Source organism: Leifsonia aquatica H1aii (assembly GCF_000633535.1).
Lineage (GTDB): Bacteria > Actinomycetota > Actinomycetes > Actinomycetales > Microbacteriaceae > Leifsonia > Leifsonia aquatica_A.
This window is the reverse complement of the sequence record NZ_AYMR01000006.1, coordinates 167,672-192,625: the sequence shown is the minus strand read 5'-3', so window position 1 is coordinate 192,625 and position 24,954 is coordinate 167,672. Positions and strand designations below refer to the sequence as shown.

Here is a 24,954-nt window from a genome sequence, read left to right as displayed (position 1 = left end):
ACCGAATCGAGAAAGCGACACCATGACACTCACCGACGACATCCGCTCGCAGCTCGCGCTGCAGGCGATCGAGCTGCCGAGCTGGGCCTTCGGCAACTCGGGCACCCGCTTCAAGGTGTTCGGCACCCCGGGCACCGCTCGGGACCCGTTCGAGAAGGTCTCCGACGCCGCCCAGGTGCACAAGCACACGGGTCTCGCCCCGACCGTCGCGCTGCACTTCCCGTGGGACCGCGTCGACTCGTACGCGGACCTGCGCGCGCACGCCGAGGACAACGGGGTGGAGCTGGGCACGGTGAACTCGAACACCTTCCAGGACGACGACTTCAAGTTCGGCTCGGTCACGCACTCGGACGACCGCATCCGGCAGAAGGCCGTCGACCACCACTTCCAGTGCATCGATGTGATGAACGAGACCGGCTCGCGCGACCTCAAGATCTGGCTTGCGGACGGGACGAACTACCCGGGCCAGGACTCGCTGCGCGCACGCCAGGATCGCCTGGCCGACAGCCTCCAGAAGATCTACGAACGCCTCGGTGAGGACCAGCGCCTGGTGCTCGAGTACAAGTTCTTCGAGCCCGCTTTCTACCACACGGACGTCCCGGACTGGGGAACCAGCTATGTGCAGACCGCCGCCCTCGGCGAGCGCGCCCTGGTCTGCCTCGACACCGGCCACCACGCGCCCGGGACGAACATCGAGTTCATCGTCATGCAGCTCCTGCGCCTCGGCAAGCTCGGCTCCTTCGACTTCAACAGCCGGTTCTACGCCGACGACGACCTCATCGTGGGCGCGGCCGACCCGTTCCAGCTGTTCCGCATCCTGTTCGAGGTCATCCAGGGCGGCGGCTACGCGCACCCCGACGTGGCGTTCATGCTCGACCAGTGCCACAACCTGGAGGCGAAGATCCCCGGCCAGATCCGCTCGGTGCTCAACGTGCAGGAGGCGACCGCCAAGGCCCTGCTCGTCGACACCGCCGCCCTCGACGCCGCCCAGCGCGCGAACGACGTGCTGGCCGCCAACGCCGTCCTGATGGACGCGTTCAACACGGACGTACGCGCGGACCTCGCCGCATGGCGCGAGTCCCGCGGCCTCCCGGCCGACCCGATGGCCGCCTATGCGGCCTCGGGGTACCAGGCGCGGATCGAATCCGAGCGCGCCGACGGCACCCAGGCGGGCTGGGGCGCCTGACCACCACCCGACCCGACCACCGACCACCGCTCCCCTCGCTAAGGACTCACCCATCATGACGAACGAGACCGTCGCAGCCTTGATCGGCCGCTCGAACCGCCTCGGCGCCGACCCGAAGAACACGAACTACGCCGGCGGCAACACCTCCGCCAAGGGGGTCGAGACCGATCCGGTGACGGGCGAGCCCGTCGAGCTGCTCTGGGTGAAGGGCTCCGGCGGAGACCTCGGCACCCTGCAGGAGAGCGGCCTCGCGGTCCTCCGCCTGGATCGGCTGCGCGCCCTGCAGAACGTCTACCCGGGCGTCGAGCGCGAGGACGAGATGGTCGCCGCGTTCGACCATGTGCTCTTCGGGAGAGGGGGCCTGCACGGCAAGGGAGGCGCTGCTCCGTCCATCGACACCGCGATGCACGGGCTGGTGGAAGCGGCCCACGTCGACCACCTCCACCCCGACTCCGGCATCGCCATCGCGACGGCTGCCGACGGGGAGGAGCTGACGAAGACGATCTTCGGCGGCACGGTGGTCTGGGTGCCCTGGCGCCGTCCCGGTTTCCAGCTGGGCCTGGACATCGCCGCGATCAAGGCCGCGAACCCGGAGGCGATCGGCACCATCCTCGGCGGCCACGGCATCACCGCCTGGGGCGAGACCAGCGAGGAGGCCGAGGCCAACTCGCTCTGGATCATCGAGACCGCCGCGGCCCACATCGCCGCCCACGGCCGTCCGGACCCGTTCGGAACCCCGTTGGCCGGTTACGCGCCCCTCCCGGAGGCGGAGCGTCGCGCGAAGGCCGCCGCCCTGGCACCGCACCTGCGCGCCATCGCCTCCACGGACCGCGTGCAGGTCGGGCACTTCACCGACTCCGAGGTCGTCCTCGACTTCCTCGCGTCGAGCGAGCACCCGCGTCTCGCCGCGCTCGGCACCTCCTGTCCCGACCATTTCCTGCGCACCAAGGTGAAGCCGCTCGTCCTCGACCTGCCGGCCACCGCCTCGGTCGAGGAGTCCGTCGCCCGCCTCGAGGAGCTGCACGAGCAGTACCGCGCCGACTACCAGGCGTACTACGACCGCAACGCCACCCCCGACTCCCCCGCGATCCGCGGCGCGGACCCGGCGATCGTGCTGGTCCCGGGCGTCGGGATGTTCTCCTACGGCGCGAACAAGCAGACGGCCCGTGTCGCCGGCGAGTTCTACGTCAACGCCATCAACGTCATGCGCGGCGCCGAGGCGCTCTCCACCTACGCACCGATCGACGAGGCGGAGAAGTTCCGCATCGAGTACTGGGCGCTCGAGGAGGCGAAGCTGGCCCGGCTCCCGAAGCCGAAGCCGCTCGCCGGCCGCATCGCGCTGGTCACGGGCGCCGCCTCCGGCATCGGCAAGGCCATCGCCACCCGCCTCGCCGCCGAGGGCGCGTGCGTCGTCATCGCCGACCTCGACCTCGAGAAGGCCCAGGCCGCCGCCGGCGAGATCGGCGGCACCGACGTCGCCATCGGCGTGGTCGCGAACGTGACGGACGAGGAGGCCGTCCAGGCCTCCATCGACGCCGCACTGCTCGCCTTCGGCGGCCTCGACCTCGTCGTCAACAACGCCGGCCTCTCCATCTCCAAGCCACTGCTGGAGACCACGACAGCCGACTGGGACCTCCAGCACAACGTCATGGCGAAGGGGTCGTTCCTCGTCTCGCGCGCCGCGGCGAAGGTGCTGATCGACCAGAAGCTCGGCGGCGACATCGTCTACATCTCGTCGAAGAACTCGATCTTCGCCGGGCCGAACAACATCGCGTACTCGGCGACCAAGGCCGACCAGGCCCACCAGGTGCGCCTCCTCGCCGCCGAGCTCGGCGACCACGGCATCCGCGTCAACGGCATCAACCCCGACGGCGTCGTCCGCGGCTCCGGCATCTTCGCCGGCGGCTGGGGCGCCAAGCGCGCCGCCGTCTACGGCGTTCCCGAGGAGGAGCTGGGCCAGTACTACGCCCAGCGCACCCTGCTCAAGCGCGAGGTCCTCCCGGAGCACGTCGCCAACGCCGTGTTCGTGCTCTGCAGCAGCGATCTCGACCACACCACCGGTCTGCACATCCCCGTGGATGCGGGCGTCGCGGCGGCCTTCCTGCGATGAGCGGGACACCCCGGACGGGCGTCGTCGCGGCCGTCGACCTCGGAGCGACCAGCGGGCGCGTCATACTCGCGCGCGTCGGCCCGGACACGCTGGAGCTGACGGAGACGGCGCGCTTCCCGAACACGCCCGTCCGGCTGTGGGAGGGCGACCGCGCCGCCCTGCACTGGAACGTCACGGGTCTGTTCGGCAGCATCCTCGACGGCCTCGGCTCGGCCGCGCGCAGCGAACCCGGGCTGGCGAGCATCGGCGTCGACGCGTGGGCGGTGGACTACGGCCTGCTTCGCGGCGGCCGGCTGCTCGGCGAGCCCTACCACTACCGCGACGAGCGCAGCGCCGTCGGTGTCGGGCTGGTGCACGCCGCCGTCCCGCCCGACGAGCTGTACCGGGAGGGCGGGCTGCAGTTCCTGCCGTTCAACTCGCTCTACCAGCTCGCCACCGACCGCGCGGCCGGAGAGCTGACGTCGCCGGACCGCTTCCTGCTCGTCCCCGATCTGATCACCTACTGGCTGAGCGGCGTCGAGCAGGCGGAACGGACCAACGCCTCCACGACCGGGTTGCTGACCGCCGCCGGGCACTGGAACGACGCGCTCCTCTCCCGGCTCGACCTCCGCCGCGATCTGTTCGCGCCGCTCGTGGACGCCGGGAGCCCCGTCGGCCCGCTGCTGCCGTCTCTCGCCGGCGACCTGTCCTTCTCCGGCGGCGGCCCGATGGTCACCGCCGTCGGTTCCCATGACACCGCCTCCGCCGTCGTCGCGGTGCCGATGGACCCCGCCCGGTCCGCCTACATCTCCTGCGGCACCTGGGGCCTCGTCGGCGTGGAGCTCGAGCACCGCATCGTCGGCGAGGAGGGACGCGCGGCCAACTTCACCAACGAGGGTGGCGTGGACGGCCGCATCCGCTACCTCCACAACGTCATGGGCCTCTGGCTGCTGAGCGAGTCCCTGCGCGCGTGGCAGCACCGAGGGCTGCGCGTCACGCTCGAGTCGCTGCTGGCCGAGGCGGCGGAGCTGCCCCGGCCGGCCGATCTCTTCGACGCGGACGACCCGCGCTTCCTGGCGCCCGGCGACCTCCCCGGCCGGATCGCCGAGTGGTTCGCCGAACGCGACCTCCGTGCCCCCGCGAGCCCGGCGGGCATGGTCCGGGTGATCATCGAGAGCCTGGCCGAGGCGTTCGCCACGTCCGTGCGGCGCGCGTCCGAGCTCTCCGGCGTCCCCGTGGACACCATCCACATCGTCGGCGGCGGCGCACGCAACGCCCTGCTGTGCCAGGCGACCGCCGATCGCGCCGGGGTCGCCGTGCTGGCCGGCCCCGTGGAGGCCACCGCTCTGGGCAACGCGCTGGTCCAAGCCCGTTCGGTCGGCCTCCTCCGTGGCGACCTGGACACGCTCCGTGCCCTGGTCGCCCGGCACCACGAGCCGGTGCGCTACGAGCCCGCCACACTCGCAGTGCGGTAGCCGGAGAGGCGTGCAGGGCGTCCGGCGAAAGCCGGTCATCCCCGAAGATGGACAGGTGACCCTCGACGACCTCGCCCGCCGCGCCCTTTCCCTCGCACCCGAGGGGACCAGGGCCGTGCTGGGCATCGCCGGCAGTCCCGGCTCGGGAAAGACCACCCTCGCCCGCGCTGTGACGACCCGCGCGAACGCTCTCGCGGGAGGCACGGTCGCGGTGCACGTGCCGATGGACGGCTTCCATCTCGCCAACTCCACCCTCGACGCGCTGGGGCGGCGCTCGCGCAAGGGCGCGATCGACACCTTCGACGGCTGGGGGTATCGCGCTCTCGTCCGACGCCTCATCCGGGAGTCCGACCACACCGTGTATGCGCCAGCCTTCGACCGGACCGTGGACGAGCCCGTCGCCGGCTCCGTCGCCGTCGGACCCGAGGTGCGGCTCGTGGTGACCGAGGGGAACTACCTGCTGATCGACGCCGAGCCGTGGGCGGGCATCCCGGCGCTCCTGGCCGAGACCTGGTTCGTCGCGACGCCGGCCGCCGAGCGGGAGTCCCGGCTGGTCGAGCGGCACACCCGGCACGGGCGTACCCCGCAGGCCGCCCGCGCCTGGGCCCGCGAGGTCGACGGCGCCAATGCGTCCGTCATCGAGACGACCCGCGACCGGGCGACCCTCCTCGTGGACGGAATGCTCCCAGGGATCGGCGCCTAGGCTGGCGGTATGACCGACACGTTCGACAAGGTGACCATGTTCGGCGCGGACTGGTGCCGCGACTGCATCCGCTCGAAGGCCCTGCTGGACCGGCTGGGCGCCGACTACGAGTACATCGACCTGGTGGCGCACCCGGAGCAGGCCGACCGGGCGCAGGCGATCAGCGGTCGTACCAACATCCCCGTCGTCGTCTTCCCCGACGGCCGCCACTTCGTCGAGCCGACCGACCCGGAGCTCGAGGCGGCGCTGGCGCAGTAGCCGCGCCTCCCCCGGGCGGAGCGGTACCGCGCCGCCCTCACTCGGTGACGAGGGCGGAGAGTGCGCGCACCTCCGCCATCACCTGACGCACGCGCTCGGCCAGTGAGCCGGGCGCGTCATCGACGACCCATGCCGCGAAGGCGACCTTGAAGGCGCCGACGGCCGTCTCGGCCGCGACCGCGGCGGGTCGGGGCGGCACACCGCGTTCGCGCAGCGCCGCCGCGACCGCGTCCCCGAGCTGCGCGAGCTTGAGCAGTTCGCGCTCCTGGAGGCTCGCGGTGGCCGCGATCGCCTCCGCACGGCGCCGTGCGTACGAGCGCCGCTCCTCCAGCATCGCCGTCCCCTCGGCGAGCGCCTCCTCTGCGGCCTCCAGAGCCGGGAGCCCCGACGGGAGTGCGGCGAGGACGGCGAGCACGTCATGCTCCATCTGGCCGGTCGCGTCGAACAGCACTTCGCGCTTGTCGGCGAAGTAGCGGAAGAACGTGCGCTCGGTCACGCCCGCGCGCGCCGCGATGTCCGAGACGGTCGTCTGCTCGAAACCCGGGTCGAGGTAGAGCTCGAGCGCGGCGAGGCGCATGCGCCCCTGCGCGTCCGGCTCCCATCGTCCCATGAGGACAGTCTAGTGATGACAGATGCTGACATCGGTGCTACGGTCGATGTCAGACACTGACATCAACGGAAGGACACCATCCCATGCGCGTTTTCGTCACCGGAGCCTCCGGCTGGATCGGCTCGGCCGCCGTTCCCGAACTGCTCGCCGCCGGACACGACGTCGTCGGCCTCGCCCGGTCCGACGCCTCCGCCGCCGCCCTCCGCGCCGCCGGCGCCCAGGTGCGCACGGGGAGCCTCGACGATCTGGACAGCCTCCGCGCGGGCGCCGCCGACGCCGACGCCGTGCTCCACCTCGCCTTCAAGCACGACTTCTCCGACTTCGAGGGCGCCGGACGCACCGAGCGCGCCGCGGTCGAGACGATGCTCGACGAGCTCGCCGGAACCGACCGCCCGTTCCTCTTCGCCTCCGGCATCGCGATGCTCGCCCCCGGACGCGTCGCGACCGAGGAGGACGGCCCGCGCTCGGCCGATCCCGCCTCCCCGCGCGGCGGCGCCGAAGGCTTCGCCCTCGCGTCGGCCACGCGCGGGATCCGACCGGTCTCCCTGCGCTTCGCCCCCACCGTGCACGGGGTCGGCGACCACGGCTTCTCCGCAGTCCTGGCCGGCATCGCCCGCGCGAAGGGCGTCGCCGGCTACGTCGGCGACGGCTCCAACCGCTGGCCCGCCGTCCACCACTCCGACGCCGGTCGCCTCATCGCGCGCGCCCTCGACGCGGCGCCCGAAGGCGGCGCGATCGTCCACGCGGTGGGCGAAGAGGGCATCCCGGCGCGCGTGATCGCAGAAGCGTTCGGCGCCGCGCTCGGCGTGCCCACCGCCTCCATCGCCCCCGAGGATGCGGCAGCCCACTTCGGCTGGATCGGCGGCTTCTTCGCCGCAGACATCCCCGCCTCCAGCACCCTCACCCGCGCGCGCTACGGCTGGGAGCCCACCGGCCCCACCCTCCTCGAGGACATCGCCGCCGGCGCCTACCCCGGCGCCTGACCCGTCCGGCTCTCAAGCAGCCGAGTACGCAAAAAGTGGGGCCCAAACCGCCGAGTACGCAGAGAATTCGCGTACTCGGCGGGCGGGGAGCGACTCAGGCCAGCCGCGCGGGCGCCCCGTGGCCGGGGCAGACGAGGCGGGGGCGGCGCGCGGCGAGCGCAGCGAGGGTCGCGTCGGCGGCCGCCCGGTCGCTGATCAGGAAGCCCGGAAAATGCACGAGCCGCCCGTGCGAGACGCGCGCCGCGTCGCCGATGAACGCAACCCCGCGCCACAGGAACGCATGGTGTCCGGGAGTGTGCCCGGGCGCCGGCACCGCGACGAGTCCCGGGACCACCTCGATCTCCGCGTCGTCCGCCAGTTCGACGAGCGCCGGGATCGCCGGCCGGCCCAACCATCCCGAGTTCCGCATCCACCGCCGCACGCGGGTCGGCGGCTCGGCCTCTCCGCGCAGGATGCGCACGTCAGCCGCGCCGAGCCACACCCGCGCGCCGGTCTCGCGCTGCACGGCGGCCGCCGCGCCGACGTGGTCCGGGTCGTAGTGGGTCAGGACGATGTCCGTGAGCGGCGGGATGCGCGCCGCCGCGAGCTCCGCGACCACCGCCCGCGCTCCCGACGGAAGCCCGGTGTCCACGAGCACGGACCGGTCATCCGCCTCGATGAGGTAGGCGTTCCCGGCACGCGCGGACTCGACGCGGTACAGGGACGGGATCACTTCGCGCATGGTGGGATGGTAGCCCTTTCGCATTCATCGACCCACGCGCATAATCCCATCCACGCCCCCTGTTGGACTTCCCGACCCGGGAGGCGGATGCTGACCACATGGAGTACACCCAGCTCGGCCGGTCCGGCCTGAAAGTATCCCGCCTCGTCCTCGGCACGATGAACTTCGGCCCGCAGACGTCGCCGGAGGATTCGCACACCATCATGGACGCCGCCCACGAGGCCGGCATCAACTACTTCGACACCGCGAACGTCTACGGCCAGCACGTCGGCAAGGGCGCGACCGAGTCGATCCTCGGCGACTGGTTCGCGCTCGGCGGCGGCCGCCGCGAGAAGACCGTCCTCGCCACCAAGCTCTACGGCGAGATGGGCGACTGGCCGAACGAGGGCAGGCTGTCGGCGCTCAACATCCGGCGCGCCCTCGACGCGAGCCTGCAGCGGCTGCAGACCGATCACATCGACATCTACCAGTTCCATCACGTCGACCGGAACACACCCTGGGACGAGATCTGGCAGGCCATCGAGACCGCGATCGCGCAGGGCAAGATCCTCTACGCCGGCTCGAGCAACTTCGCCGGCTGGCACCTGGCGACCGCGCAGGCGGAGGCCCGCAAGCGCAACCTCCCCGGCCTCGTCAGCGAGCAGTCGATCTACAACCTCCTCACCCGCCAGGTGGAGCTGGAGGTGCTGCCCGCCGCGCAGGCCAACGGCATCGGCGTCATCGCCTGGTCGCCCCTGCACGGCGGTCTGCTCGGCGGCGTGCTCCGCAAGCAGAACGAGGGCAAGCGGCGGCTGGAGGGCCGCGCCGCCGAGACGCTCGCGCAGCACCGCGACGCGATCGAGGCCTACGAGGCGTTCGCCGACGAGCTCGGCCACGAGCCCGGCGACATCGCTCTGGCCTGGCTGCTGAGCCGCCCGGGGGTCACCGGCCCGATCATCGGACCGCGCACCCTCGACCAGCTGAACGCCGGCCTCCGCGCCCTCCATGTCGAGCTCGACGACACCGCGCTGGCGCGACTCGACGAGATCTTCCCCGGCCACAAGACCGCCCCCGAGGACTACGCCTGGTGAGCACCGGGCGCACGATCACACCGACTCCGAGAGGAACAGAGTGAAGACACGCAGGATCGCCGACGTCGAGGTGAGCGCGATCGGCCTGGGCGGCATGCCCCTGTCGATCGAGGGCCGACCAGACCGCGAGCGCTCGATCCGCACGGTGCACGCCGCGCTCGACGCGGGAGTCACCCTCATCGACACCGCCGACGCGTACCATCTGCACGCCGACGAGGTCGGCCACAACGAGGAGCTCATCGCGGAGGCGCTGCGCACGTGGAGCGGTGACGCCTCCACCGTCCTCGTCGCGACCAAGGGCGGCCACCTGCGCCCCGGCGACGGGAGCTGGACTGTGAATGGCCGCCCCGAGTACCTCAAGGAGGCCGCCAAAGCCTCGCTCGCCCGGCTCGGCGGCGACGCGATCGGGCTGTACCAGTTCCACCGGCCCGACCCGGAGGTGCCGTACGCCGACTCGGTCGGCGCCGTGCGGGACCTCCTCGACGAGGGAGTGATCCGCCTCGCGGGGATCTCCAACGCGAACCCCGAGCAGATCCGGCTGGCGCAGGACATCCTGGGCGGCCGGCTCGCCTCGGTGCAGAACCAGTTCTCGCCCGCGTTCCGGTCGAGCGAGCCGGAGCTGGAGTTGGCCGGCGAGCTCGGCATCGCGTTCCTCCCGTGGAGCCCGTTGGGCGGCATCACCCGGGCGTCCGACCTCGGCTCGCGGTTCGAGCCGTTCCAGGACATCGCGGATGCGCGCGGCATCAGCCCGCAGGTCGTCGCGCTCGCCTGGCACCTCGCGCAGGGGCCGCACGTCATCCCGATCCCGGGCTCGTCGCGCCCCGAGACCATCCTCGACTCGCTCACCGCCGTCGACGTCACCCTCACCCCCGAAGAGCTCGCGCGCCTCACCCCCGCCTGACCCGCGCGTCGTCGGCCCGCCAACCGTCGAGTACGCGAATTCTCTGCGTACTCGGCGGTTTCGGCCCCAGATTCTGCGGACTCGGCGGCTCGTCGGCGCGGCGCGGGTCAGGAGGCGATGGTCGCGGTGAGGGCGGCGACCTCGGCCGCGCGGTCGGCACGGTCGCGCGGGGCGCCCGGGATGCCGGGGCGCTGCTGCCAGGGCAGCGGACCGCCAGGGTGCCGGTACTCGACGCCGACGGCGTCGAGCCGCGCGAGGTGCGCCGCGAGCCGAAGTTCGAACGCCTCCCACGAGCGCTCACCGGCTGCGTCCGCGGTCCACAGCGCCTCGGCCAGCGCGGCCAGTCGCGGGAAGGCGAAGTAGTCGAGCCCGCGCGGCTGGTCGATGTACTCGGTCCACAGGTTCGCCTGCGCGCCGAGCACATGGAGACGCTGCTCGGCCGTCAGCTCGGCGGGCACCGGGTCCAGCTCGTACACGTCGCGCACGGTGGTGACCGTGACGAGCGGGATCGGCTCCTCCGGCGACTCCGACTGGCGGTAGTTGAAGTAGAGCACGCGGTCCGGGCAGAACACGACGTCGTGCCCCTGCCGCGCGGCCGCGACGGCGCCCGTCTCGCCGCGCCAGCTCGCGACGGTCGCACCCGGGGCGAGGCCGCCCTCCAGGATCTCGTCCCAGCCGTACGACCGGCGGCCCCGTGCGGTGAGGTGCTCGTCGATCTGACGGACGAACCAGCTCTGCCCCTCCTCCTCGGTCGCGGCGCCGATCTCGCGCAGTCGCTCCTGGGTACGCGGGTCGGTGCGCCACTGGTCCTTGCGGCACTCGTCCCCGCCGATGCCGATGTAGGGCGACGGGAACACCTCGACGACCTCGTCGAGCACGTCGCGGAAGAACGCGACCGTCGATTCCTCGAGGTTCAGGACGTTACGGCTGATCCCGTAGCGCGTCCACACCTCGCGCGGCTCGTCGCCGCCCGCGACGCCGAGCTCGGGATACGCGGCGATCGCGGCCTGCACATGCCCGGGCGCCTCGATCTCGGGGACCACGATGATGCCGCGGGCGGACGCATACGAGACGATCTCGCGCAGGTCGTCCTGCGTGTAGAAGCCGCCATGCGGGCGGCCGTCCGTGGGAGCCTCCGGACCGAACCCGACCTGCGACTCGCGTCGCCATGCCCCCACCTCGGTGAGTCGCGGATAGCGGCGGATCTCCATCCGCCAGCCCTGGTCGTCGGTCAGGTGCAGGTGGAGCACGTTCATCCGGTGCATCGCGAGCAGGTCGACGAAGCGGAGGATGTCGTGCTTCGGCAGGAAGTGCCGGGCCACGTCGAGCATGAGCCCCCGCCAGCGGAACGCCGGGCGGTCCTCGACCCGGCAGGCCGGGGCGGCCCAGCGGACGCCGTCGAGAGCGCCGCGCCGGTGCACGGCGGCGGGCAGCAGCTGCAGGAACGCGTGCGCACCGTGCGCGAGCGCCGCGGCCGACCCGCCGAGGACGCGCACCCCGTCGGGCTGCACGGTGAGGCGGTACTCCTCCTCGGCGAGGGTGGGATCGGCGGCGAGGGTGATCGCGTCCGCGCCACCGCCGCCGATCGAGACGCCCGCCATCGGCAGGCCCGTCGCGGCCGCGAGCTGAGCGCGCAGCCACGCGGCGACCGGAGCGCCTGTCGCGTCGGCGTCGACCGCGGTCGCGTCGTCGAGCACGAACTCGCCCGGGAGCTCCTCGACCCGCCGCGGGCGCGGCAGCAGGCGGTCGGCGAGCGATGCCGTCATCGCTCTGGCCGCACCGGGCGCTGACTGCGCACCGCATCGTAGGTGAGCCGGAGGGACTCGGTCATCTGGTCGTACATCTGCTGGGCCACGCGCACGAAGAGGAAATCGACGAGAGCGAGCTGCGCGATGCGGCTGGACATCGCGCCCGACCGGTAGAGGCTCTCCCGCGCCTGAGTGGTCAGCACGTGGTCGCTGACACGCCCGACGCTCGAGTCGGGGAAGTTCGTGATGGCGACCGTCGTGGCACCGGCCGCGCGCGCGACGGAGAGCGCGTGACTGGTCTCGATGGTCTCGCCGGAGTGGGAGACGCCGATGGCCACATTGCCGGGTTTCTGCAGCGCGGCCGACGCCAACGCGAGGTGGGTGTCGACCGAGCAGAAGGCGGTCAGGCCGATGCGCGAGAGCTTCTGCTGGAGGTCCTGTGCGGTGAGGCTGCTCGAGCCGACGCCGTAGAGGTCGATGCGGCCGGCGCCGACGATCGCGGCGACCACGCGGTCGAGGGCGTCGAGGTCGAGCTCGCGGGCGGTCTGCTCGATCGCCAGCGTTTCCTGGTAGGCGATTTTGGCGACGACCTCCTGCACGCTGTCGGCCGGGTCCACGTCGCTCTCGGTGAGCTGGAACCGTTCCCGTGTGGCCTGCTCCCGGCTGGTCGCCGACGCGATGGCGAGCCGGAACTCGCGGTATCCCGTGAACCCGATGCTCTGGCAGAAGCGGGCGATCGTCGCCTGGGACGTGTCGCACGCGACGGCGAGCTCCGAGATCGTCAGGTCGACGACGCGCTCGGGATGGTCCATCACCACGTGGGCGATGCGCGCCTCCGTCGCGCTCAGCCGCGGCACCGCCTGACGCACCGCGGAGAGGACGTCAGCCACCATGCTCGACCCGCACCGCTGCGGCACCCGGCGCACTGAGCCGGTCGCGTCCGGCCCCGTCGGCCGCGAGGAGGGCATCGCGCAGCCGTCCGCCGTGCTCGGCGAGGAGGCGCACAGCGGCGTCCGCGTCGAGGGTGGTCTCGCTCATCAGAATCGCCGCCTTAATCCAGCCGCCGGTCGCGTCGAGCGCCTCCGCCGCCTGCTGCGCGTCGGTGCCCGTCGCCAGCATAACGGTCCGCTCGGAGCGGGCGCGCAGCTTGGCGTTGGTGGCCCGGAGGTCGACCATGAGGTTGCCGTACACCTTGCCGAGACGCACCATCGAGATCGTGCTGATCATGTTCAGGACGAGCTTCTGGGCGGTCCCGGCCTTGAGCCGGGTCGAGCCGGTGAGGATCTCCGGGCCCACGACGACCTCGATGCCGACCTCGGCGTCGCGGCCGAGCGGGGAGTCGGCGTTGCAGGCCAGCCCGACTGTGAAGGCTCCCGCCCGGCGCGCCTGATCGATGGCGCCGAGCACGAACGGAGTCCGTCCGGAGGCGGAGATGCCGACGACCGCGTCGAGCGGGCCGACGGTGATCGCACGGACGGCGCCGCGCCCGGCCTCCTCGTCGTCCTCGGCGTTCTCCACCGCGGTGTGCAGGGCTTCCGGGCCGCCGGCCATCAGTCCGACGACGAGCTCGGGTGGGGCGCCGAAGGTCGGCGGGATCTCGCTGGCGTCGAGGACGCCCATGCGTCCGGCGGTGCCGGCGCCCGCATAGATGAGACGTCCGCCGCGGCGCATCCGCTCGGACACACCGGTCACGGCCGCGGTGATGCTCGCGCTCTCGCGGGCGACCGCGACGGGCACCTCGGCGTTGGCGGCGTTCATCGCCTCCACCAGCTCCTCGATCGACATGATGTCGAGGTCGCGGGTGGATTCGCTCACCGCCTCGGTCGCGAGCGTCCCGAGCGTCTCGCGGAGGTCGGAGAGGGAGTGCGGCTCAGCCACGGAGTGGTCCTTTCGTCGGTGCGTCGGTCACCGGGCCACCGCCACGGCGGGGTCGGCGGCCAGTGTCAGCCCGGCGACGCCGCGCAGGCGGCGGCCGGGGACGGAGTCGGGAGCGAGCGTCAGCCTGCCGAGGACCCGCGCGCGGCCGGGCGGAGTGCCGGGCAGGTCGGCGGGCACGCCGTGCCAGCTGAGGAAGCCGACGAAGGCGAAGAGCAGCGACTCCTTGTGGTCGGCATCGATGCCGAGCGCCTCGCTGCTGATCACCTCGACGCCGTGCAGGCCGAGCACGGCGCTGAGGGCCCGCATCAACGCGGGGTTGCGGGTCCCCCCGCCCGAGACGATCGCCCGAGCCGGGATGTGGGACGACGACGAGCGCACGGCGTCGGCGACCGTGCGGGCCGTGAGGGAGGTCAGGGTCGCGACCAGGTCCGCGAGCGAGGGCCGTACGCCGGCGCGGGCGGCGGCCGCGTCGACCACGCCCAGGTCGAACGTCTCGCGTCCCGTGCTCTTGGGAGCGGGAGCGGAGAAATAGGGGTGGGCCAGCAGCGCGCTCAGAAGCCGTTCGTCCACTCTCCCGCTCGCGGCGAGTGCGCCGTCGGTGTCCTGGCCCTGGCGACCGTCGGTCGCGCGCGCGACCGCCGCGTCGATGAGGGCGTTCGCCGGACCGCTGTCGAAGGCGATCAGCCCGCCGTCGGGCTCCACGATCTGCACGTTGGCGATGCCGCCGAGGTTGACGGTGGCGATGGGGCGTCCGTCGCGCGCGGCCTCGCCCGCGAGCCAGGCCCGGTCGAAGAGCCCCATCAACGGAGCGCCCTCTCCCCCGGCGGCGATGTCGGCCGACCGGACGTCGGAGAGCACCGGGACACCGAGCCGTTCGGCGATCCACGCCGGCTGGCCGATCTGCAGGGTGCCGCGGGCATGGCCGTCCTCGACCCAGTGATGCAGCGTCTGGCCGTGCGAGACCGCCAGCTCGACACCACCGGCCTGCTCGGCCGCCCCCGCCGCTGCCTCCGCGAACTCCTGACCGGCGAGGGTGTCCATCCGCACGAACTCGGCGGGGGTGAGGCTCCGGCCCTCGACGGCGGCGAGCAGCAGCGCGCGGGTCGGCTCCGACCACGGCACCGTCCGGGCGAGCACCGAGGCGAGGCGCACCAGGGGGCGGTCGCCCGCGTCGAGCGGATCGATGTCGACCACCGCCACGTCGATGCCGTCGACGCTGGTGCCGGACTGCAGCGAGAGGATCCTCACGCCGTCACCCCCGCGAGCATCTCGGCCACGACGTCGGCGGTGATCCGGCTGGATCCGTAGGCGTCGACGGTGGGGAGCGGGAGGTCGTCCGCCGCCGGGAGGCCGGTGGTGACGACCACCGCGGTGGGGCGTGCGACGGCGAGGATGCCGAGCGCCCGGCGTTGCGGCGACCCCGGCTGCACGGCGTCGGCCAGGGCCACGACGGCACTCGTTGCCGGGATCCGCCCGAGCGCATCGCTCATCGTGGCGACGACGTCGCGGCCGCCGAGCGGTCCCGCGACGACGCGTTCGGCTCCGAGGGCGGCGCTGAACGGCTCGGCCGTGGAGGCCACAGCGGCGCTGGCGCGGTCCCGCAGGTCGAGGACGACGCGGTCCCCGGCGGGCACGGAGGCGGAGCCCCGCACGACGATCGCCTCGCGGACGACCTCTGCCGCGTCGAACGTCTCGCCGTCGTCGCTGGTGGCGCCTCCCGCGCGGGAAGCGGCGTCGGTCCACTCCGAGAGGTCGGCGACCGCCCGCGACGCGCGCTCGAGCGCGGCGATCGGGAGCGTGCCGTCGTCCACCGCGGCGAGGAGCGCGTCGCGCACCTCCGCGAAGTCGTCGAAGTCGCTCGTCGAACCGTGCTTGGGTCCGAGGTCCGAGGGGTTGCCGATGCAGAGCAGGTCGGCACCGGCGAGGATCGCGCGCACCGCACCGGCCCCGGCACCGAACTCGGCGCGAATGGCGGCCATGTCGAGCGCATCCGTGATGATCGCGCCCGAGAAACCGCGTTCGCGGAGCATCCCGAGCACTCTCGGGTCGAGGGTGGCGGGGAGGTCGCCGTAGGCGTCGACGACCACGTGCGAGGTCATCACTGCGGCCGCACCGGCGTCGATGGCGGCCTGGAACGGCGGGAGATGCTCCGCCTCGACGGCCGACGCCGGGAGGGTCACGTGCGGCAGCCCGAGGTGGGAGTCCACCGCCGTGTCGCCGTGGCCCGGGAAGTGCTTGACGCACGCGGCGATGCCGCCGGCCTGGATGCCGGAGACCATCGCGGCGACGTGGCGGCCGACCAGGTCCGCGGTGGTCCCGAAGGAGCGGGTGCCGATGACCGGGTTGCGCGGATTGGTGTTGACGTCCGCGACCGGTGCCAGCGCGACGTTCGCCCCGGCGGCGCGCACCCGCCGGGCGAGCTCGCCGCCGGCCGCCCGGGTGACCGCGGTGTCGTCGACGCGGCCGAGCTGGGAGGCGCTCGGGAGCGTGGAGCCGCGCGCGGCCTCCAGCCGGGTCACCGGTCCACCCTCCTCGTCGATGCCGAGCAGCGCTCCGGGACGCGCCTCGCGCAGCCGGGCGGAGAGCGCGGGGAGCTGGGAGCCGTCGTCCGGGTCGATGTTCTGACCGAAGTAGACCGCTCCGGCCAGGCCCTCGTCGAGGGCGTCCAGCAGCCAGTCCGGTGCCGTGCGGCCCAGGAAGCCGGGCCACAGCACGCTCGCGACCAGCGAGCGAACGCCCGGATCGGTGCTCGCGCTCATCCCGCTCCCCCTAGCCCTTGACGGCGCCGGCGACCAGGCCGCTCGACAGGCGGCGCTGGACCAGCACGAAGAAGATCATGACCGGGATCGTGATGATCGTCGAGGCCGCCATCACGTATCCCCACTCGTTGGTGTGCTCGCCGAAGAACTGCTTCAGGCCGATCGCGACCGTGTAGTTGTCGCTCGCGCCGCCCAGCAGCGTCATCGCGAAGATGAACTCGTTCCACGCCGTGATGAACGCGAAGACGCTGGTCGCGACCAGGCCCGGCATCACCAGCGGGAACAGCACCGAGCGGAACATCCGCCACCAGCTGGCGCCGTCGAGGTACGCCGCCTCTTCGAGCTCGACGGGGACGGCCGCGACGAAGCCGCGCAGCATCCAGATGCCGAAGGGCAGCGACAGCGCGACGTACACGACGATCAGGCCGAGCAGCTGGTTCAGGAGGCCGAGGTCGCGCACCTGCACGAACAGCGGGATGACGAGCGCCTCCAGCGGGACCATCTGCACCGAGAGGATCATGAACAGCATCGCCGTGCGGAACTTGAAATTGAAGCGCGCGACCGCGACTGAGGCCAGAAGGGCGAGCACCGCCGAGATCACCACGACCGCGACCGCGACGATCAGCGAGTTGCGGAGGAAGACGTCGAAGCCGCCCTTGGTGAGCACGTAGGCGAAGTTGTCGAACGTGAACTCCTGGGGCACGAGCGACTGACCGCCGCTCGACGCGCGCTTGTCGAAGGCGCTCGACAGCATCCAGTAGACGGGGAAGAGCGTGAAGACGAGCAGCAGCGCGACGAGCACGCCCTTGCCGATCCTGCCGCCGACCGAGCGCTTCACAGCTTGTCCTCCTTGAGCATGGTGCGGACGTAGACGACGGTGATCGCGAGCAGCACCAGGGTGAGCAGCACCGCGATCGCCGAGCCGAAGCCGTAGCGGTTCTGGCCGAACGACTCGACGTACGACCACACGCCGAGGTTGAGCACCTGACGGTTCGAGCCGGATCCTCCCGGCATCAGGTAGACCTGCGCGAAGACCTTGAAGTCCCAGATCGTGGACAGGATGATCACGACGGCGAACACCTGCTTGAGCGACGGGACGATGATCGAGAAGAAGCGGCGCACCGCTCCCGCGCCGTCCATCGCGGCCGCCTCCAGCATCTCCTTGGAGACACCGAGCAGGCCGGCGAGGACGGTGATCGCGACGAAGGGGAAGCCGTGGTGGATGATGTTGAGGAGCACGATCCCGTAGAACGTGAACGGGTTCGTGAACCAGTTGAAGGACTCGTGCATGAGCCCCAGGTTCTTGAGGACCTGGTTGACGATGCCGTTGTCGGCGTCGAAGATCCAGACCCAGACGTACGTGCCGGTCACGGCGGGCATCGCCCAGGCGATCATGATGGCGCTGCCGACGATCGTCCGCCAGGTCGGGCCGAGGCTCTGCATCAGCAGGGCGACGAGGGTGCCGAGCGCGACGGTCCCGGCGACGGAGAGGATGGCGAACACCACGGTGTTCGGCAGCGCGACCGTCCACAGGGTGGAGTTGCCGAAGATCTCGGCGTAGTTCTCGAGACCGATGAAGTTCGTCTTGCCGCTGACGATCTCGCGCAGGCCGTAGTCCTGCAGCGAGATGATCACCACGCGGATGAGGGGCCACAGCAGCAGCCCGGCGAGCACGACCAGCGCGGGCGCCAGCAGCAGCCACGGCCGGCTCACGGCGATGAACGAGCGCCTGCGCTTCGGGGCGGGGGCGCCGGGGCGCCGGCCGCGCGCGGTGCGCACGGCCGGCGTCTCGGGACGAACGTCGATGGCCATCGGGCTACTTGTCGTTCAGCAGCTGGGTCATCTCCTTGGCCGCGTCGGTCGTCGCCTGGTCGACCGTCTTCTGCCCGGAGAGGATGGACTGGATCATCGCGTTGGTCGTCTGCTTGGCCTGCACCGCGCCGAACTGCGGGGTGACCGGCACGGACGCGCCGCCGTCGACCATCTGCGTGGCGAACGGCTTGACCAGCGGGTCGTCCGACTCCATCGCCTTCGTGACCAGCGAGTTCAGACCGGAAAAGTAGCCGGTCTGCGACGCCCACTCCTGGGCGTACTTGCCCGTGGTCATCAGCTCGACGAACTTCCAGGCCAGATCCTTGTTCTTGGCCGTGTTGAACACGCTCAGGTGCGAGCCGCCCAGCACCGACGGGCTGATTCCGCCGTCCTTGCCCGGGATCGGGGTCGCGGCGATCTTGCCCTCGAGGTCGGGGGCCTTCTGCACGATCGTGGCCGGGGTCCAGGAGCCCTGGATGGCCATCGCGACCTTGCCCTGATTGAAGTTGTCGAGCACGTCGGTCTCCTTCCAGGTGGTGGCGCCGGAGGTGGAGAAGCCGAACTTGGTGGCGAGGTCGGTGTAGAACTGGATGCCCTCACGCGACTTGGCGCTGTCGAGACCCGAGGTCCAGGTGCCGCCCTTCTCGGTGGCGACCTGGCCGCCCGCGCCCCAGACCCACGGGTACACGCCGAACTCGGCGGTGCCGGGCACGGCGAACGGGATCATGTCGGGCTTCGCGGCCTTGATCTTCTCGCCGGCGGCGACGATGTCGTCCCAGGTCTTCGGAGCCTCGATGCCGAGCTCCGTGAAGACGTCGGCGCGGTAGACCAGCGAGCGGACGCCGGCGTACCACGGCATGCCGTAGAGCTCGCCGTCGTAGGTGCCCGACTCCTTGAGGCCCTTCACGAGGTCGTCCTCGAGACCGGCCTTCTTGACGTCGTCGCCGATCGGGGCGAGGGCGCCCGCGTCCGCGAACTCGGCGGTCCAGGTGGTGCCCGTCTCCGCGACATCCGGCGTGGTGTTGCCGGCGATGGAGGTGACGAAACGGTCGTGCGCGTCGGCCCACTGGACGAACTGCACATCGAGCGTGGCTCCGGTCTCCTTCGTGAACTCGTCGCCGACCTTCTTGAAGAAGGCCGTGGAGTCGGGGTTGGTGCCCTGCATGATCCACACGCTGAGCTTCTGGCCCTTCGCGTCGACCGAGCCTCCATCGCCGCTGCCACCGCTCGAGCAGGCCGTGAGGGCCAGTGCTGCGATCGTGACTGCCGCGACGGAGAGGTAGCGCTTCTTCATGGTGCTGTCTCCTCTTCGAAACCGGGGAATGTGTGGTGGACGCTGGTGCATCCGGTATGAAACTATCCTTCACACTTCGACGTGTGCTTGCAAGTTATTTCCACTCTACACATGTAAAAGGTCTGTGACGATCCGGTGACGACGGTCGACGCGCGGTCTCGACCCCACCCCTCAGGAGGACGGTCCGCCGAGCAGACCCCTCCGGAAACCCTCCGCCACGGCCGACGCACGATCGCCGACGCCGAGCTTGGCATAGACGCTGAGCAGGTGCGTCTTGACCGTCGCCTCACTGATGTGCAGCCGGCTCCCCGCCTCCCGGTTCGTCGCACCGTCGGCGACGAGCGCGAGCACATGCAGCTCTCGGGGACTCAGCAGGCCGGCCTCCGGCGTGCGCACCCGGTCGACCAGCCTCGACGCGACCGCCGGGGCGAGCGGCGCCTGCCCGCTCGCCGCCGCGTGGATGGCTCGCACCAGCTCGTCGCGGGGGACGTCCTTGAGCAGGTATCCGGTGGCTCCGGCCTCGATCGCCGGCAGCACATCCGCGTCGGAGGCATAGGTGGTGAGGACGACCACCCGGCTCGGCACGCCCAGCCGGGTGAGCTCGCGGATCGCGCCGACGCCGTCGACGCCCGGCATCCGGAGATCCATCAGCACGACGTCCGGCTCGAGAGCCCGCGCGAGGCGGACCGCGGCGGCACCGTCGGACGCCTCGCCGACCACCTCGATCTCCGGATCCGAGGAGACCATGCCGACGATGCCGTCGCGCACGACCGGGTGGTCGTCGGCGACGAGCAGCCGCACCCGGCTCATGCCGGCACCTCGACCCGCACGGCCGTCCCGCGGCCGGGCCCCGAGTCGATCACGACCGTGCCCGCGAGCCCGGCGATGCGCTCCCGCATCGCGATCAGACCGTAGCCGCCGTCGACGTCGTCCCGGCGCGGCGCCGCCGGGTCGAAGCCGCGCCCGTCGTCGCGCACCTCCAGGCGGGCGCCGCGGGCGTCCTGACGGAGGGTCAGCGTGACACGGTGGGCGCCGGCATGGCGCTCCACGTTCGCGAGGGCCTCCTGAGCGGTCCGCAGCAGAGCGACCTCGGCATCCGTCGGGAGCGGACCCGCCGCCTCGCGTGCGTCGACATCCACCGGGATGCCCGTCCGCTCCGACCAGCGCCGCGCGGCGTCGGCGATCGCGCCGGCCAGCCCGGCACCGTCCAGGGCGGCCGGGCGCAGGGCGTTCATCGACCGTCGCGCCTCCGAGAGGCCCTCGCGGGCCAGGGCCAGCGCGGCACCGGTGTGCCGGTCGCGGCCGGCGGCGTCGTCGGCCTGCTCGGCCGCCTGCAACTGGGTCACGATCCCGGCGAAGCCTTGAGCGAGCGTGTCATGGATCTCGTGCGCGAGTCGTGCCCGCTCGAGCAGGGTGGCCGCGCGCTCCTCCTGCCGCCGGGCGACGCGGAGACCGAACGAGAGACCGCACATGATCACGACGTTGATCGCCACCACGGCGACCCGTCCGACGATCCCGGCGAGGCCGAACCCGAGGCCGGAGGCCTGGGCCAGGCCCGCCACCACGGCCGTGGCGCCCACCGCCACCAGCTCCCACGGCCACGCGACGAGCGAGTACGCCAGCGAGAAGGTCGCGATGGTGAGGAAGGCGAACCAGCTGTCGAGCTGGACGAGGGCGAGGTTGATGACGATGGTGCCCACCAGGAGCGTCGCGATCGCCGCCGGCCGACCGCGCCAGCGCAGGGGGAGATCGCGCAGCACGAGCACCCACGCGACGTAGGCCGCGCACAGGACGAGCTCGGGGACGAGCGTCGCCCACCGGCCCCACCCCACGCCGACGGCGAAGGCCGCGAGCATGCCCGCGACCAGGTAGGGCACGACCGCGAGCACGGTCCGCCACCGCGGATCGACCATGGTGCCGACCCTACGCGCCCGAGGGGAAGTGGGCACGCATGCGCGGCAGAAGGGCCAGGATCGCGACGGGGAGCACGAGGGCGCCGCAGACGGCCTGTTCGAGGCGCACCCAGTCGGGGAGCAAGCCGGGGATGGCGACGATGACGATCACGGCGAGCACCACGATCGGGGCGATGATCCGCAGCCGCAGCCAGGACGATCGCGAGCCGCGCGCCGCGAACAGCGCGATCAGCAGCAGCACGGCCGCGCTTCCCGCCACGAGGGAGCAGCGGATCCAGACGGCGGTCGCGACGTCGCCGCCGTTCATGCTCTGGACGATGAGCGCAGCCTCCATCGCGACGCTGATCACGAGGAAGGCGGTGAGCAGGACGAGGATCGGCCGGAAGGCGGCGCGCCGGGCGGCGGGACGGACGGAGGAGGGAGTGGATGTCGGAGTCATGGTCCCAGCGTCGCGACGCGGGCCCTCCGACGGATCCACCGATCGGTCCGACTTCGCCATCGATCGGTGGAGGCTCCGTGCGACCGCGAACGCGTGCCAGGACCGCGTCAGACGATGCTGACCTGCCGCAGGAACGCCGCCGCCGCGGGGCTCGGCTCCTCGGCGGCGGCCACCGCCACGGTCCACTTCGGCACGTCGCCGGCCAACGGGACCGCCCGCAGCCGGTCCGGGCGCTTGCGCGCGAAGCTGGTCGGCACGACCGCGACGCCCAGATCGTAGCCGACCAGGTCGAGCAGCGGGTGGACGTCGTTGACCTCCATCGCCGGGCGGTAGTCCAGTCCTGCCGCCGCGAAGGCCCGGCGGGTGAGCGCCTGCGCACCCCAGCCCTCCTGGAAGCCGATCATGGTCTCGTCGCGCAGACTCTCGATCCGCAGGCTCTCCTCGCCGGAGTAGCGGTGGTCCGGGTGGCACAGCACGAGCAGGTCCTGTGTACTCAGACGGCGCAGCCGCACGCCGGCGGGCGTGTGGCCGGTGTCGACCACCAGCGCGACGTCGACCTGCCCGTTGGCGACCGCGTCCACCAGCTCCACGGAGCCGGTCTGACGCAGCCGCACTTCGACGCCGGGGTTGGCGGTGCGGAAGGCGGCCAGCTCGGCCGGGAGGTCCACCGAGCCGAGGCACGGCTCGGCTCCGACGGTCAGCCGGCCGCGCTGCAGTCCGCGCACGGCGGCGACGGCGTCCCGGGCGGCCGCAGCGCTGGCGAGCGTGCGGACCGAGTCCGCGAGGAGGGCCTGACCGGCGGTGGTGAGCTCGACCCGGCGGGTGCTGCGGACGAAGAGGGAGGTGCCCAGTTCCTGCTCCAGCGAGCGGATGGAGGCGGAGAGCCCCGACTGCGAGATCTGCAGCAGCTCGGCGGCCCGGGTGAAGTGCCGCTCTTCCGCGACCGTGACGAAGTGCTCGAGCTGACGCAGTTCCATTCATCAAGGATACTGCTGAATACGGGCGGCTCGATCTGTCGAAGCGATGTCGGAGGGGGGCAGACCGTTGTTCAGCGCCCGCAGCGCCCGATGGGGTCGGCCGCCGAGGGAGTGCCGTGATCGCGCCGGTGAGGATCCACCTGGCCCAGCGTGATGCGGCCATGCGCGGGCAGCGCGACCAGGTCGCCCGCCTGCAGGTCGGAGGGCAGGTCCATCAGCCGCGGCCCCGCGTGGACGGCGCACAACGGCGCCGGGGTGGCCCGCCCGATCAGCCGCGCCTGGGACGTCTCGGCGGCGATTCCACCGAGGTCGGCGTCGAGGTCGATGTCGAGTCCGCCGCCCACGTGGCGGCGCACCGCCGTGACCCGGGTCACCACGGCGGCCGTGTCGTCATCGGTGTGCACGCACGGCGTCGTGCACCAGTCCGCGAGGCGCAGGAGCGAGACGCCAGCGATGACCACATCCGTGGTGGTCGGGTGCGTGTGCGCCGGCCAGCGGGTCGGGTCGAGCGGTTCGGGGATGCTGCACCGGAGGGTGGGGAGGAGGCGGGTGAGGGTCATGCCTCCGGTCTACGCGGTGGGCGCATCCCGTTGTCCGGCCCTGACGGTTCCCGTGCGGGTGGCGCCGCGATCCGTGCGGTTCCCTGACGGCGACCTCAGCGCACCCCGCGCATCATGCGCAGCACCCAGGGGCTGAGCAGCACGAGGACGACGCCGACCCCGACCGCGACGGCCCCGATGATCCCGAAGTAGACGCCCTCCGTCTCGGGCGTGTACAGCTTGGCGAGCTGGCCGGCCATCGCCGTCCCGAGGGCGACGGAGAGGAAGTAGAGGGCGACCATCTGGGCCTGGAAGGCGTGCGGCGCCAGCTTGGTGGAGGCGGAGAGCCCGACCGGGGAGATCAGGAGCTCGGCCACCGTGAACGCGAGCAGGATGCCAATAATCGCCAGCAGTGGCGTGCTGTTCTTGCCTCCTCCCGCCCAGAACAGGAACAGCCAGAACGTCAGGCCCATCAGGATGGTCCCCGCCGCGAACTTCAGCGGGGTCGACGGCTGCTTGTCGCCCCATTTCGTCCAGATCGCGGCGAAGACCCCGGAGAGGATGATGATGAAGATCGGGTTGATGGACTGCACCCACGAGACCGGGAACTCCCAGCCGAACAGGTTGCGGTCGAGTCGCTCATCGGAGTAGATCGTCAGCACCGTGAACTGCTGCTGGTAGAGCGACCAGAACGCCGCGTTGGTGATGAAGAGCGGGATGAACGCGAGGATGCGGCTGCGCTCCTCGCCGCCGACCAGACGCGACGACAGGATCACGGCGAAGTAGGCGATGGCTGCGGCGATGGTCACGACGATCACGACCAGCGCGAGGTTCTGAGCGTTGATCACCCCGGTGAGCACAAGCGCGAGCACGATCACCAGGGCGGCGACGGCGACGCCGATGACCAGCGGGTACCGTTTCGCCGGCAGCGGGTTCGGGACGGCGCGGGCCTCGTCGGGGAGCCGCTTGCGCCCGATCGAGTACTGGATGAGGCCGATCGCCATCCCGAGTGCGGCGAGCGCGAACCCGTAGTGGAAGCCGAGGGTGGACTGCAGCAGCCCGGTGAGAAGGGGGCCGAGGAAGCCGCCCAGGTTGATCCCGAGGTAGAAGAGGGAGAAGCCGGCGTCGCGCCTCGAGTCGTGCTCGCCGTACAGCGTCCCGACGATCCGCGTCGCGTTGGCTTTCAGCCCGCCGCTGCCGACCGCGACGAAGATCAGGCCGACGATCACCCCGGCGAACCCGGGAAGGAGCGCAAGTGCGATGTGCCCCGCCATGATGACGACCGCGCTCCAGAACAGCACCCGTTCTGATCCGAAGAGACGATCGGCCAGCCAGGCGCCGAGGATCGTCGACAGGTAGACGGCGCCGCCGTAGGCACCGACAATTCCCGCTGCGGTCGCCTGATCGAGTCCGAGGCCGCCTTTCGTCGCGGAGTAGTAGAGGTAGATGAGCAGGATGCCCTGCATCCCGTAGAAGGAGAACCGCTCCCACATCTCCACCCCGAAGATGTTGGCCAGCGCTCGCGGCTGCCCGAAGAACCCGTGGCTCTCCCGATCGTCGGGCCGGGGCGCCGGCTTCACATCCCTGGTGTCACTCATG

The 24,954-nt window shown here is 71.7% G+C and carries 24 protein-coding genes; 8 read left to right on the top strand and 16 right to left on the bottom strand.

Annotated features, from left to right (window positions below):
* Positions 1–22 precede the first annotated feature (22 nt).
* From rhaI to U870_RS0104785, 5 genes are read left to right on the top strand one after another with little or no spacing between them, the layout of a single operon-like run.
* Positions 23–1,186 carry an L-rhamnose isomerase gene (gene rhaI / locus U870_RS0104805; RefSeq protein ID WP_025156277.1) on the top strand — a complete coding sequence of 388 codons (1,164 nt, stop codon included), beginning with the start codon at positions 23–25 and terminating at the stop codon, positions 1,184–1,186.
* A gap of 55 nt (positions 1,187–1,241) precedes the next feature.
* Positions 1,242–3,296 carry a bifunctional rhamnulose-1-phosphate aldolase/short-chain dehydrogenase gene (locus U870_RS0104800; protein ID WP_025156276.1) on the top strand — a complete coding sequence of 685 codons (2,055 nt, stop codon included), beginning with the start codon at positions 1,242–1,244 and terminating at the stop codon, positions 3,294–3,296.
* Complete coding sequence (locus U870_RS0104795) at positions 3,293–4,750, top strand: rhamnulokinase (RefSeq protein WP_025156275.1); 1,458 nt, start codon at positions 3,293–3,295, stop codon at positions 4,748–4,750. The genes U870_RS0104800 and U870_RS0104795 overlap by 4 nt, the downstream gene beginning before the upstream one ends.
* Positions 4,751–4,805: 55 nt before the next feature.
* The gene (locus tag U870_RS0104790; protein ID WP_025156274.1) at positions 4,806–5,453 is read left to right on the top strand and encodes a nucleoside/nucleotide kinase family protein; all 648 of its coding nucleotides are present in this window, start codon (positions 4,806–4,808) and stop codon (positions 5,451–5,453) included.
* Between the two features lie 9 nt (positions 5,454–5,462).
* Positions 5,463–5,711, top strand: coding sequence for a glutaredoxin family protein (locus U870_RS0104785; protein ID WP_025156273.1), 249 nt, complete (start codon positions 5,463–5,465; stop codon positions 5,709–5,711).
* 37 nt (positions 5,712–5,748) lie between these two features.
* Here the strand turns inward: U870_RS0104785 and U870_RS0104780 are convergent, their stop codons facing one another.
* Positions 5,749–6,321, bottom strand: coding sequence for a TetR/AcrR family transcriptional regulator (locus U870_RS0104780; protein ID WP_025156272.1), 573 nt, complete (start codon positions 6,319–6,321; stop codon positions 5,749–5,751).
* A gap of 83 nt (positions 6,322–6,404) precedes the next feature.
* On the opposite strand from U870_RS0104780, the gene U870_RS0104775 reads away from it, so the two are divergent.
* The gene (locus tag U870_RS0104775; RefSeq protein ID WP_025156271.1) at positions 6,405–7,304 is read left to right on the top strand and encodes an SDR family oxidoreductase; all 900 of its coding nucleotides are present in this window, start codon (positions 6,405–6,407) and stop codon (positions 7,302–7,304) included.
* A 94-nt stretch (positions 7,305–7,398) separates the two neighbouring features.
* On the opposite strand, the gene U870_RS0104770 is transcribed toward U870_RS0104775, so the two are convergent.
* The gene (locus U870_RS0104770) at positions 7,399–8,025 is read right to left on the bottom strand and encodes an MBL fold metallo-hydrolase (RefSeq protein WP_029947190.1); all 627 of its coding nucleotides are present in this window, start codon (positions 8,023–8,025) and stop codon (positions 7,399–7,401) included.
* 98 nt (positions 8,026–8,123) lie between these two features.
* Here U870_RS0104770 and U870_RS0104765 point away from each other — a divergent pair, with 98 nt between their 5' ends.
* Positions 8,124–9,095 (top strand): aldo/keto reductase, encoded by a 972-nt coding sequence (locus U870_RS0104765; RefSeq protein WP_025156270.1) that lies wholly within the window; start codon positions 8,124–8,126, stop codon positions 9,093–9,095.
* Between the two features lie 40 nt (positions 9,096–9,135).
* Positions 9,136–9,996, top strand: coding sequence for an aldo/keto reductase (locus tag U870_RS0104760; RefSeq protein ID WP_025156269.1), 861 nt, complete (start codon positions 9,136–9,138; stop codon positions 9,994–9,996).
* 107 nt (positions 9,997–10,103) lie between these two features.
* Here U870_RS0104760 and U870_RS0104755 read toward each other — a convergent pair whose 3' ends face one another.
* The 14 genes from U870_RS0104755 to U870_RS0104690 all read right to left on the bottom strand — a co-directional run bounded on the left by U870_RS0104755 (position 10,104) and on the right by U870_RS0104690 (position 24,953).
* On the bottom strand, positions 10,104–11,762 hold the full coding sequence (locus U870_RS0104755) for a beta-N-acetylhexosaminidase (RefSeq protein ID WP_025156268.1): 1,659 nt from the start codon (positions 11,760–11,762) through the stop codon (positions 10,104–10,106).
* Positions 11,759–12,637, bottom strand: a complete 879-nt coding sequence (locus U870_RS0104750) for a MurR/RpiR family transcriptional regulator (protein WP_025156267.1) — start codon at positions 12,635–12,637, stop codon at positions 11,759–11,761. Before U870_RS0104750 ends, U870_RS0104755 begins: the two co-directional genes overlap by 4 nt.
* Positions 12,627–13,622 (bottom strand): N-acetylmuramic acid 6-phosphate etherase, encoded by a 996-nt coding sequence (gene murQ / locus U870_RS0104745; protein ID WP_025156266.1) that lies wholly within the window; start codon positions 13,620–13,622, stop codon positions 12,627–12,629. Before murQ ends, U870_RS0104750 begins: the two co-directional genes overlap by 11 nt.
* Positions 13,623–13,649: 27 nt before the next feature.
* Positions 13,650–14,870, bottom strand: a complete 1,221-nt coding sequence (locus U870_RS0104740) for an anhydro-N-acetylmuramic acid kinase (protein ID WP_025156265.1) — start codon at positions 14,868–14,870, stop codon at positions 13,650–13,652.
* Entirely contained in the window at positions 14,867–16,381 is a 1,515-nt protein-coding gene (locus U870_RS0104735) for a glycoside hydrolase family 3 N-terminal domain-containing protein (RefSeq protein WP_025156264.1), read from the bottom strand. Before U870_RS0104735 ends, U870_RS0104740 begins: the two co-directional genes overlap by 4 nt.
* A gap of 10 nt (positions 16,382–16,391) precedes the next feature.
* Complete coding sequence (locus U870_RS0104730; RefSeq protein ID WP_025156263.1) at positions 16,392–17,219, bottom strand: carbohydrate ABC transporter permease; 828 nt, start codon at positions 17,217–17,219, stop codon at positions 16,392–16,394.
* Positions 17,216–18,193, bottom strand: a complete 978-nt coding sequence (locus U870_RS0104725; protein ID WP_025156262.1) for a carbohydrate ABC transporter permease — start codon at positions 18,191–18,193, stop codon at positions 17,216–17,218. The genes U870_RS0104730 and U870_RS0104725 overlap by 4 nt, the downstream gene beginning before the upstream one ends.
* Positions 18,194–18,197: 4 nt before the next feature.
* Complete coding sequence (locus U870_RS0104720; protein WP_025156261.1) at positions 18,198–19,487, bottom strand: sugar ABC transporter substrate-binding protein; 1,290 nt, start codon at positions 19,485–19,487, stop codon at positions 18,198–18,200.
* A gap of 171 nt (positions 19,488–19,658) precedes the next feature.
* The gene (locus U870_RS0104715) at positions 19,659–20,297 is read right to left on the bottom strand and encodes a response regulator (RefSeq protein ID WP_025156260.1); all 639 of its coding nucleotides are present in this window, start codon (positions 20,295–20,297) and stop codon (positions 19,659–19,661) included.
* Positions 20,294–21,400 (bottom strand): sensor histidine kinase, encoded by a 1,107-nt coding sequence (locus U870_RS0104710; protein ID WP_025156259.1) that lies wholly within the window; start codon positions 21,398–21,400, stop codon positions 20,294–20,296. Before U870_RS0104710 ends, U870_RS0104715 begins: the two co-directional genes overlap by 4 nt.
* Positions 21,401–21,410: 10 nt before the next feature.
* Positions 21,411–21,839, bottom strand: coding sequence for a hypothetical protein (locus tag U870_RS0104705; protein ID WP_029947185.1), 429 nt, complete (start codon positions 21,837–21,839; stop codon positions 21,411–21,413).
* A 107-nt stretch (positions 21,840–21,946) separates the two neighbouring features.
* Positions 21,947–22,816 (bottom strand): LysR family transcriptional regulator, encoded by an 870-nt coding sequence (locus U870_RS0104700; protein ID WP_025156257.1) that lies wholly within the window; start codon positions 22,814–22,816, stop codon positions 21,947–21,949.
* 71 nt (positions 22,817–22,887) lie between these two features.
* Positions 22,888–23,376 carry a hypothetical protein gene (locus tag U870_RS0104695; RefSeq protein WP_025156256.1) on the bottom strand — a complete coding sequence of 163 codons (489 nt, stop codon included), beginning with the start codon at positions 23,374–23,376 and terminating at the stop codon, positions 22,888–22,890.
* 95 nt (positions 23,377–23,471) lie between these two features.
* A complete protein-coding gene (locus tag U870_RS0104690; RefSeq protein WP_025156255.1) occupies positions 23,472–24,953 on the bottom strand; it encodes a peptide MFS transporter in 1,482 nt (493 codons plus the stop codon).
* Position 24,954: the final 1 nt, after the last annotated feature.

Bases quoted from the DNA above. Each gene is read 5' to 3' on its own strand.
- U870_RS0104750 (WP_025156267.1), bottom strand. From the start codon at position 12,637: ATGGTGGCTGACGTCCTCTCCGCGGTGCGTCAGGCGGTGCCGCGGCTG.
- U870_RS0104710 (WP_025156259.1), bottom strand. From the start codon at position 21,400: ATGGTCGATCCGCGGTGGCGGACCGTGCTCGCGGTCGTGCCCTACCTG.
- U870_RS0104770 (WP_029947190.1), bottom strand. From the start codon at position 8,025: ATGCGCGAAGTGATCCCGTCCCTGTACCGCGTCGAGTCCGCGCGTGCC.
- U870_RS0104775 (WP_025156271.1), top strand. From the start codon at position 6,405: ATGCGCGTTTTCGTCACCGGAGCCTCCGGCTGGATCGGCTCGGCCGCC.
- U870_RS0104800 (WP_025156276.1), top strand. From the start codon at position 1,242: ATGACGAACGAGACCGTCGCAGCCTTGATCGGCCGCTCGAACCGCCTC.
- rhaI (WP_025156277.1), top strand. From the start codon at position 23: ATGACACTCACCGACGACATCCGCTCGCAGCTCGCGCTGCAGGCGATC.
- U870_RS0104705 (WP_029947185.1), bottom strand. From the start codon at position 21,839: ATGACTCCGACATCCACTCCCTCCTCCGTCCGTCCCGCCGCCCGGCGC.
- U870_RS0104765 (WP_025156270.1), top strand. From the start codon at position 8,124: ATGGAGTACACCCAGCTCGGCCGGTCCGGCCTGAAAGTATCCCGCCTC.
- U870_RS0104690 (WP_025156255.1), bottom strand. From the start codon at position 24,953: ATGAGTGACACCAGGGATGTGAAGCCGGCGCCCCGGCCCGACGATCGG.
- U870_RS0104720 (WP_025156261.1), bottom strand. From the start codon at position 19,487: ATGAAGAAGCGCTACCTCTCCGTCGCGGCAGTCACGATCGCAGCACTG.
- U870_RS0104735 (WP_025156264.1), bottom strand. From the start codon at position 16,381: ATGAGCGCGAGCACCGATCCGGGCGTTCGCTCGCTGGTCGCGAGCGTG.
- U870_RS0104780 (WP_025156272.1), bottom strand. From the start codon at position 6,321: ATGGGACGATGGGAGCCGGACGCGCAGGGGCGCATGCGCCTCGCCGCG.
- U870_RS0104755 (WP_025156268.1), bottom strand. From the start codon at position 11,762: ATGACGGCATCGCTCGCCGACCGCCTGCTGCCGCGCCCGCGGCGGGTC.
- U870_RS0104700 (WP_025156257.1), bottom strand. From the start codon at position 22,816: ATGGAACTGCGTCAGCTCGAGCACTTCGTCACGGTCGCGGAAGAGCGG.
- U870_RS0104715 (WP_025156260.1), bottom strand. From the start codon at position 20,297: ATGAGCCGGGTGCGGCTGCTCGTCGCCGACGACCACCCGGTCGTGCGC.
- U870_RS0104795 (WP_025156275.1), top strand. From the start codon at position 3,293: ATGAGCGGGACACCCCGGACGGGCGTCGTCGCGGCCGTCGACCTCGGA.
- U870_RS0104785 (WP_025156273.1), top strand. From the start codon at position 5,463: ATGACCGACACGTTCGACAAGGTGACCATGTTCGGCGCGGACTGGTGC.
- U870_RS0104725 (WP_025156262.1), bottom strand. From the start codon at position 18,193: ATGGCCATCGACGTTCGTCCCGAGACGCCGGCCGTGCGCACCGCGCGC.
- U870_RS0104695 (WP_025156256.1), bottom strand. From the start codon at position 23,376: ATGACCCTCACCCGCCTCCTCCCCACCCTCCGGTGCAGCATCCCCGAA.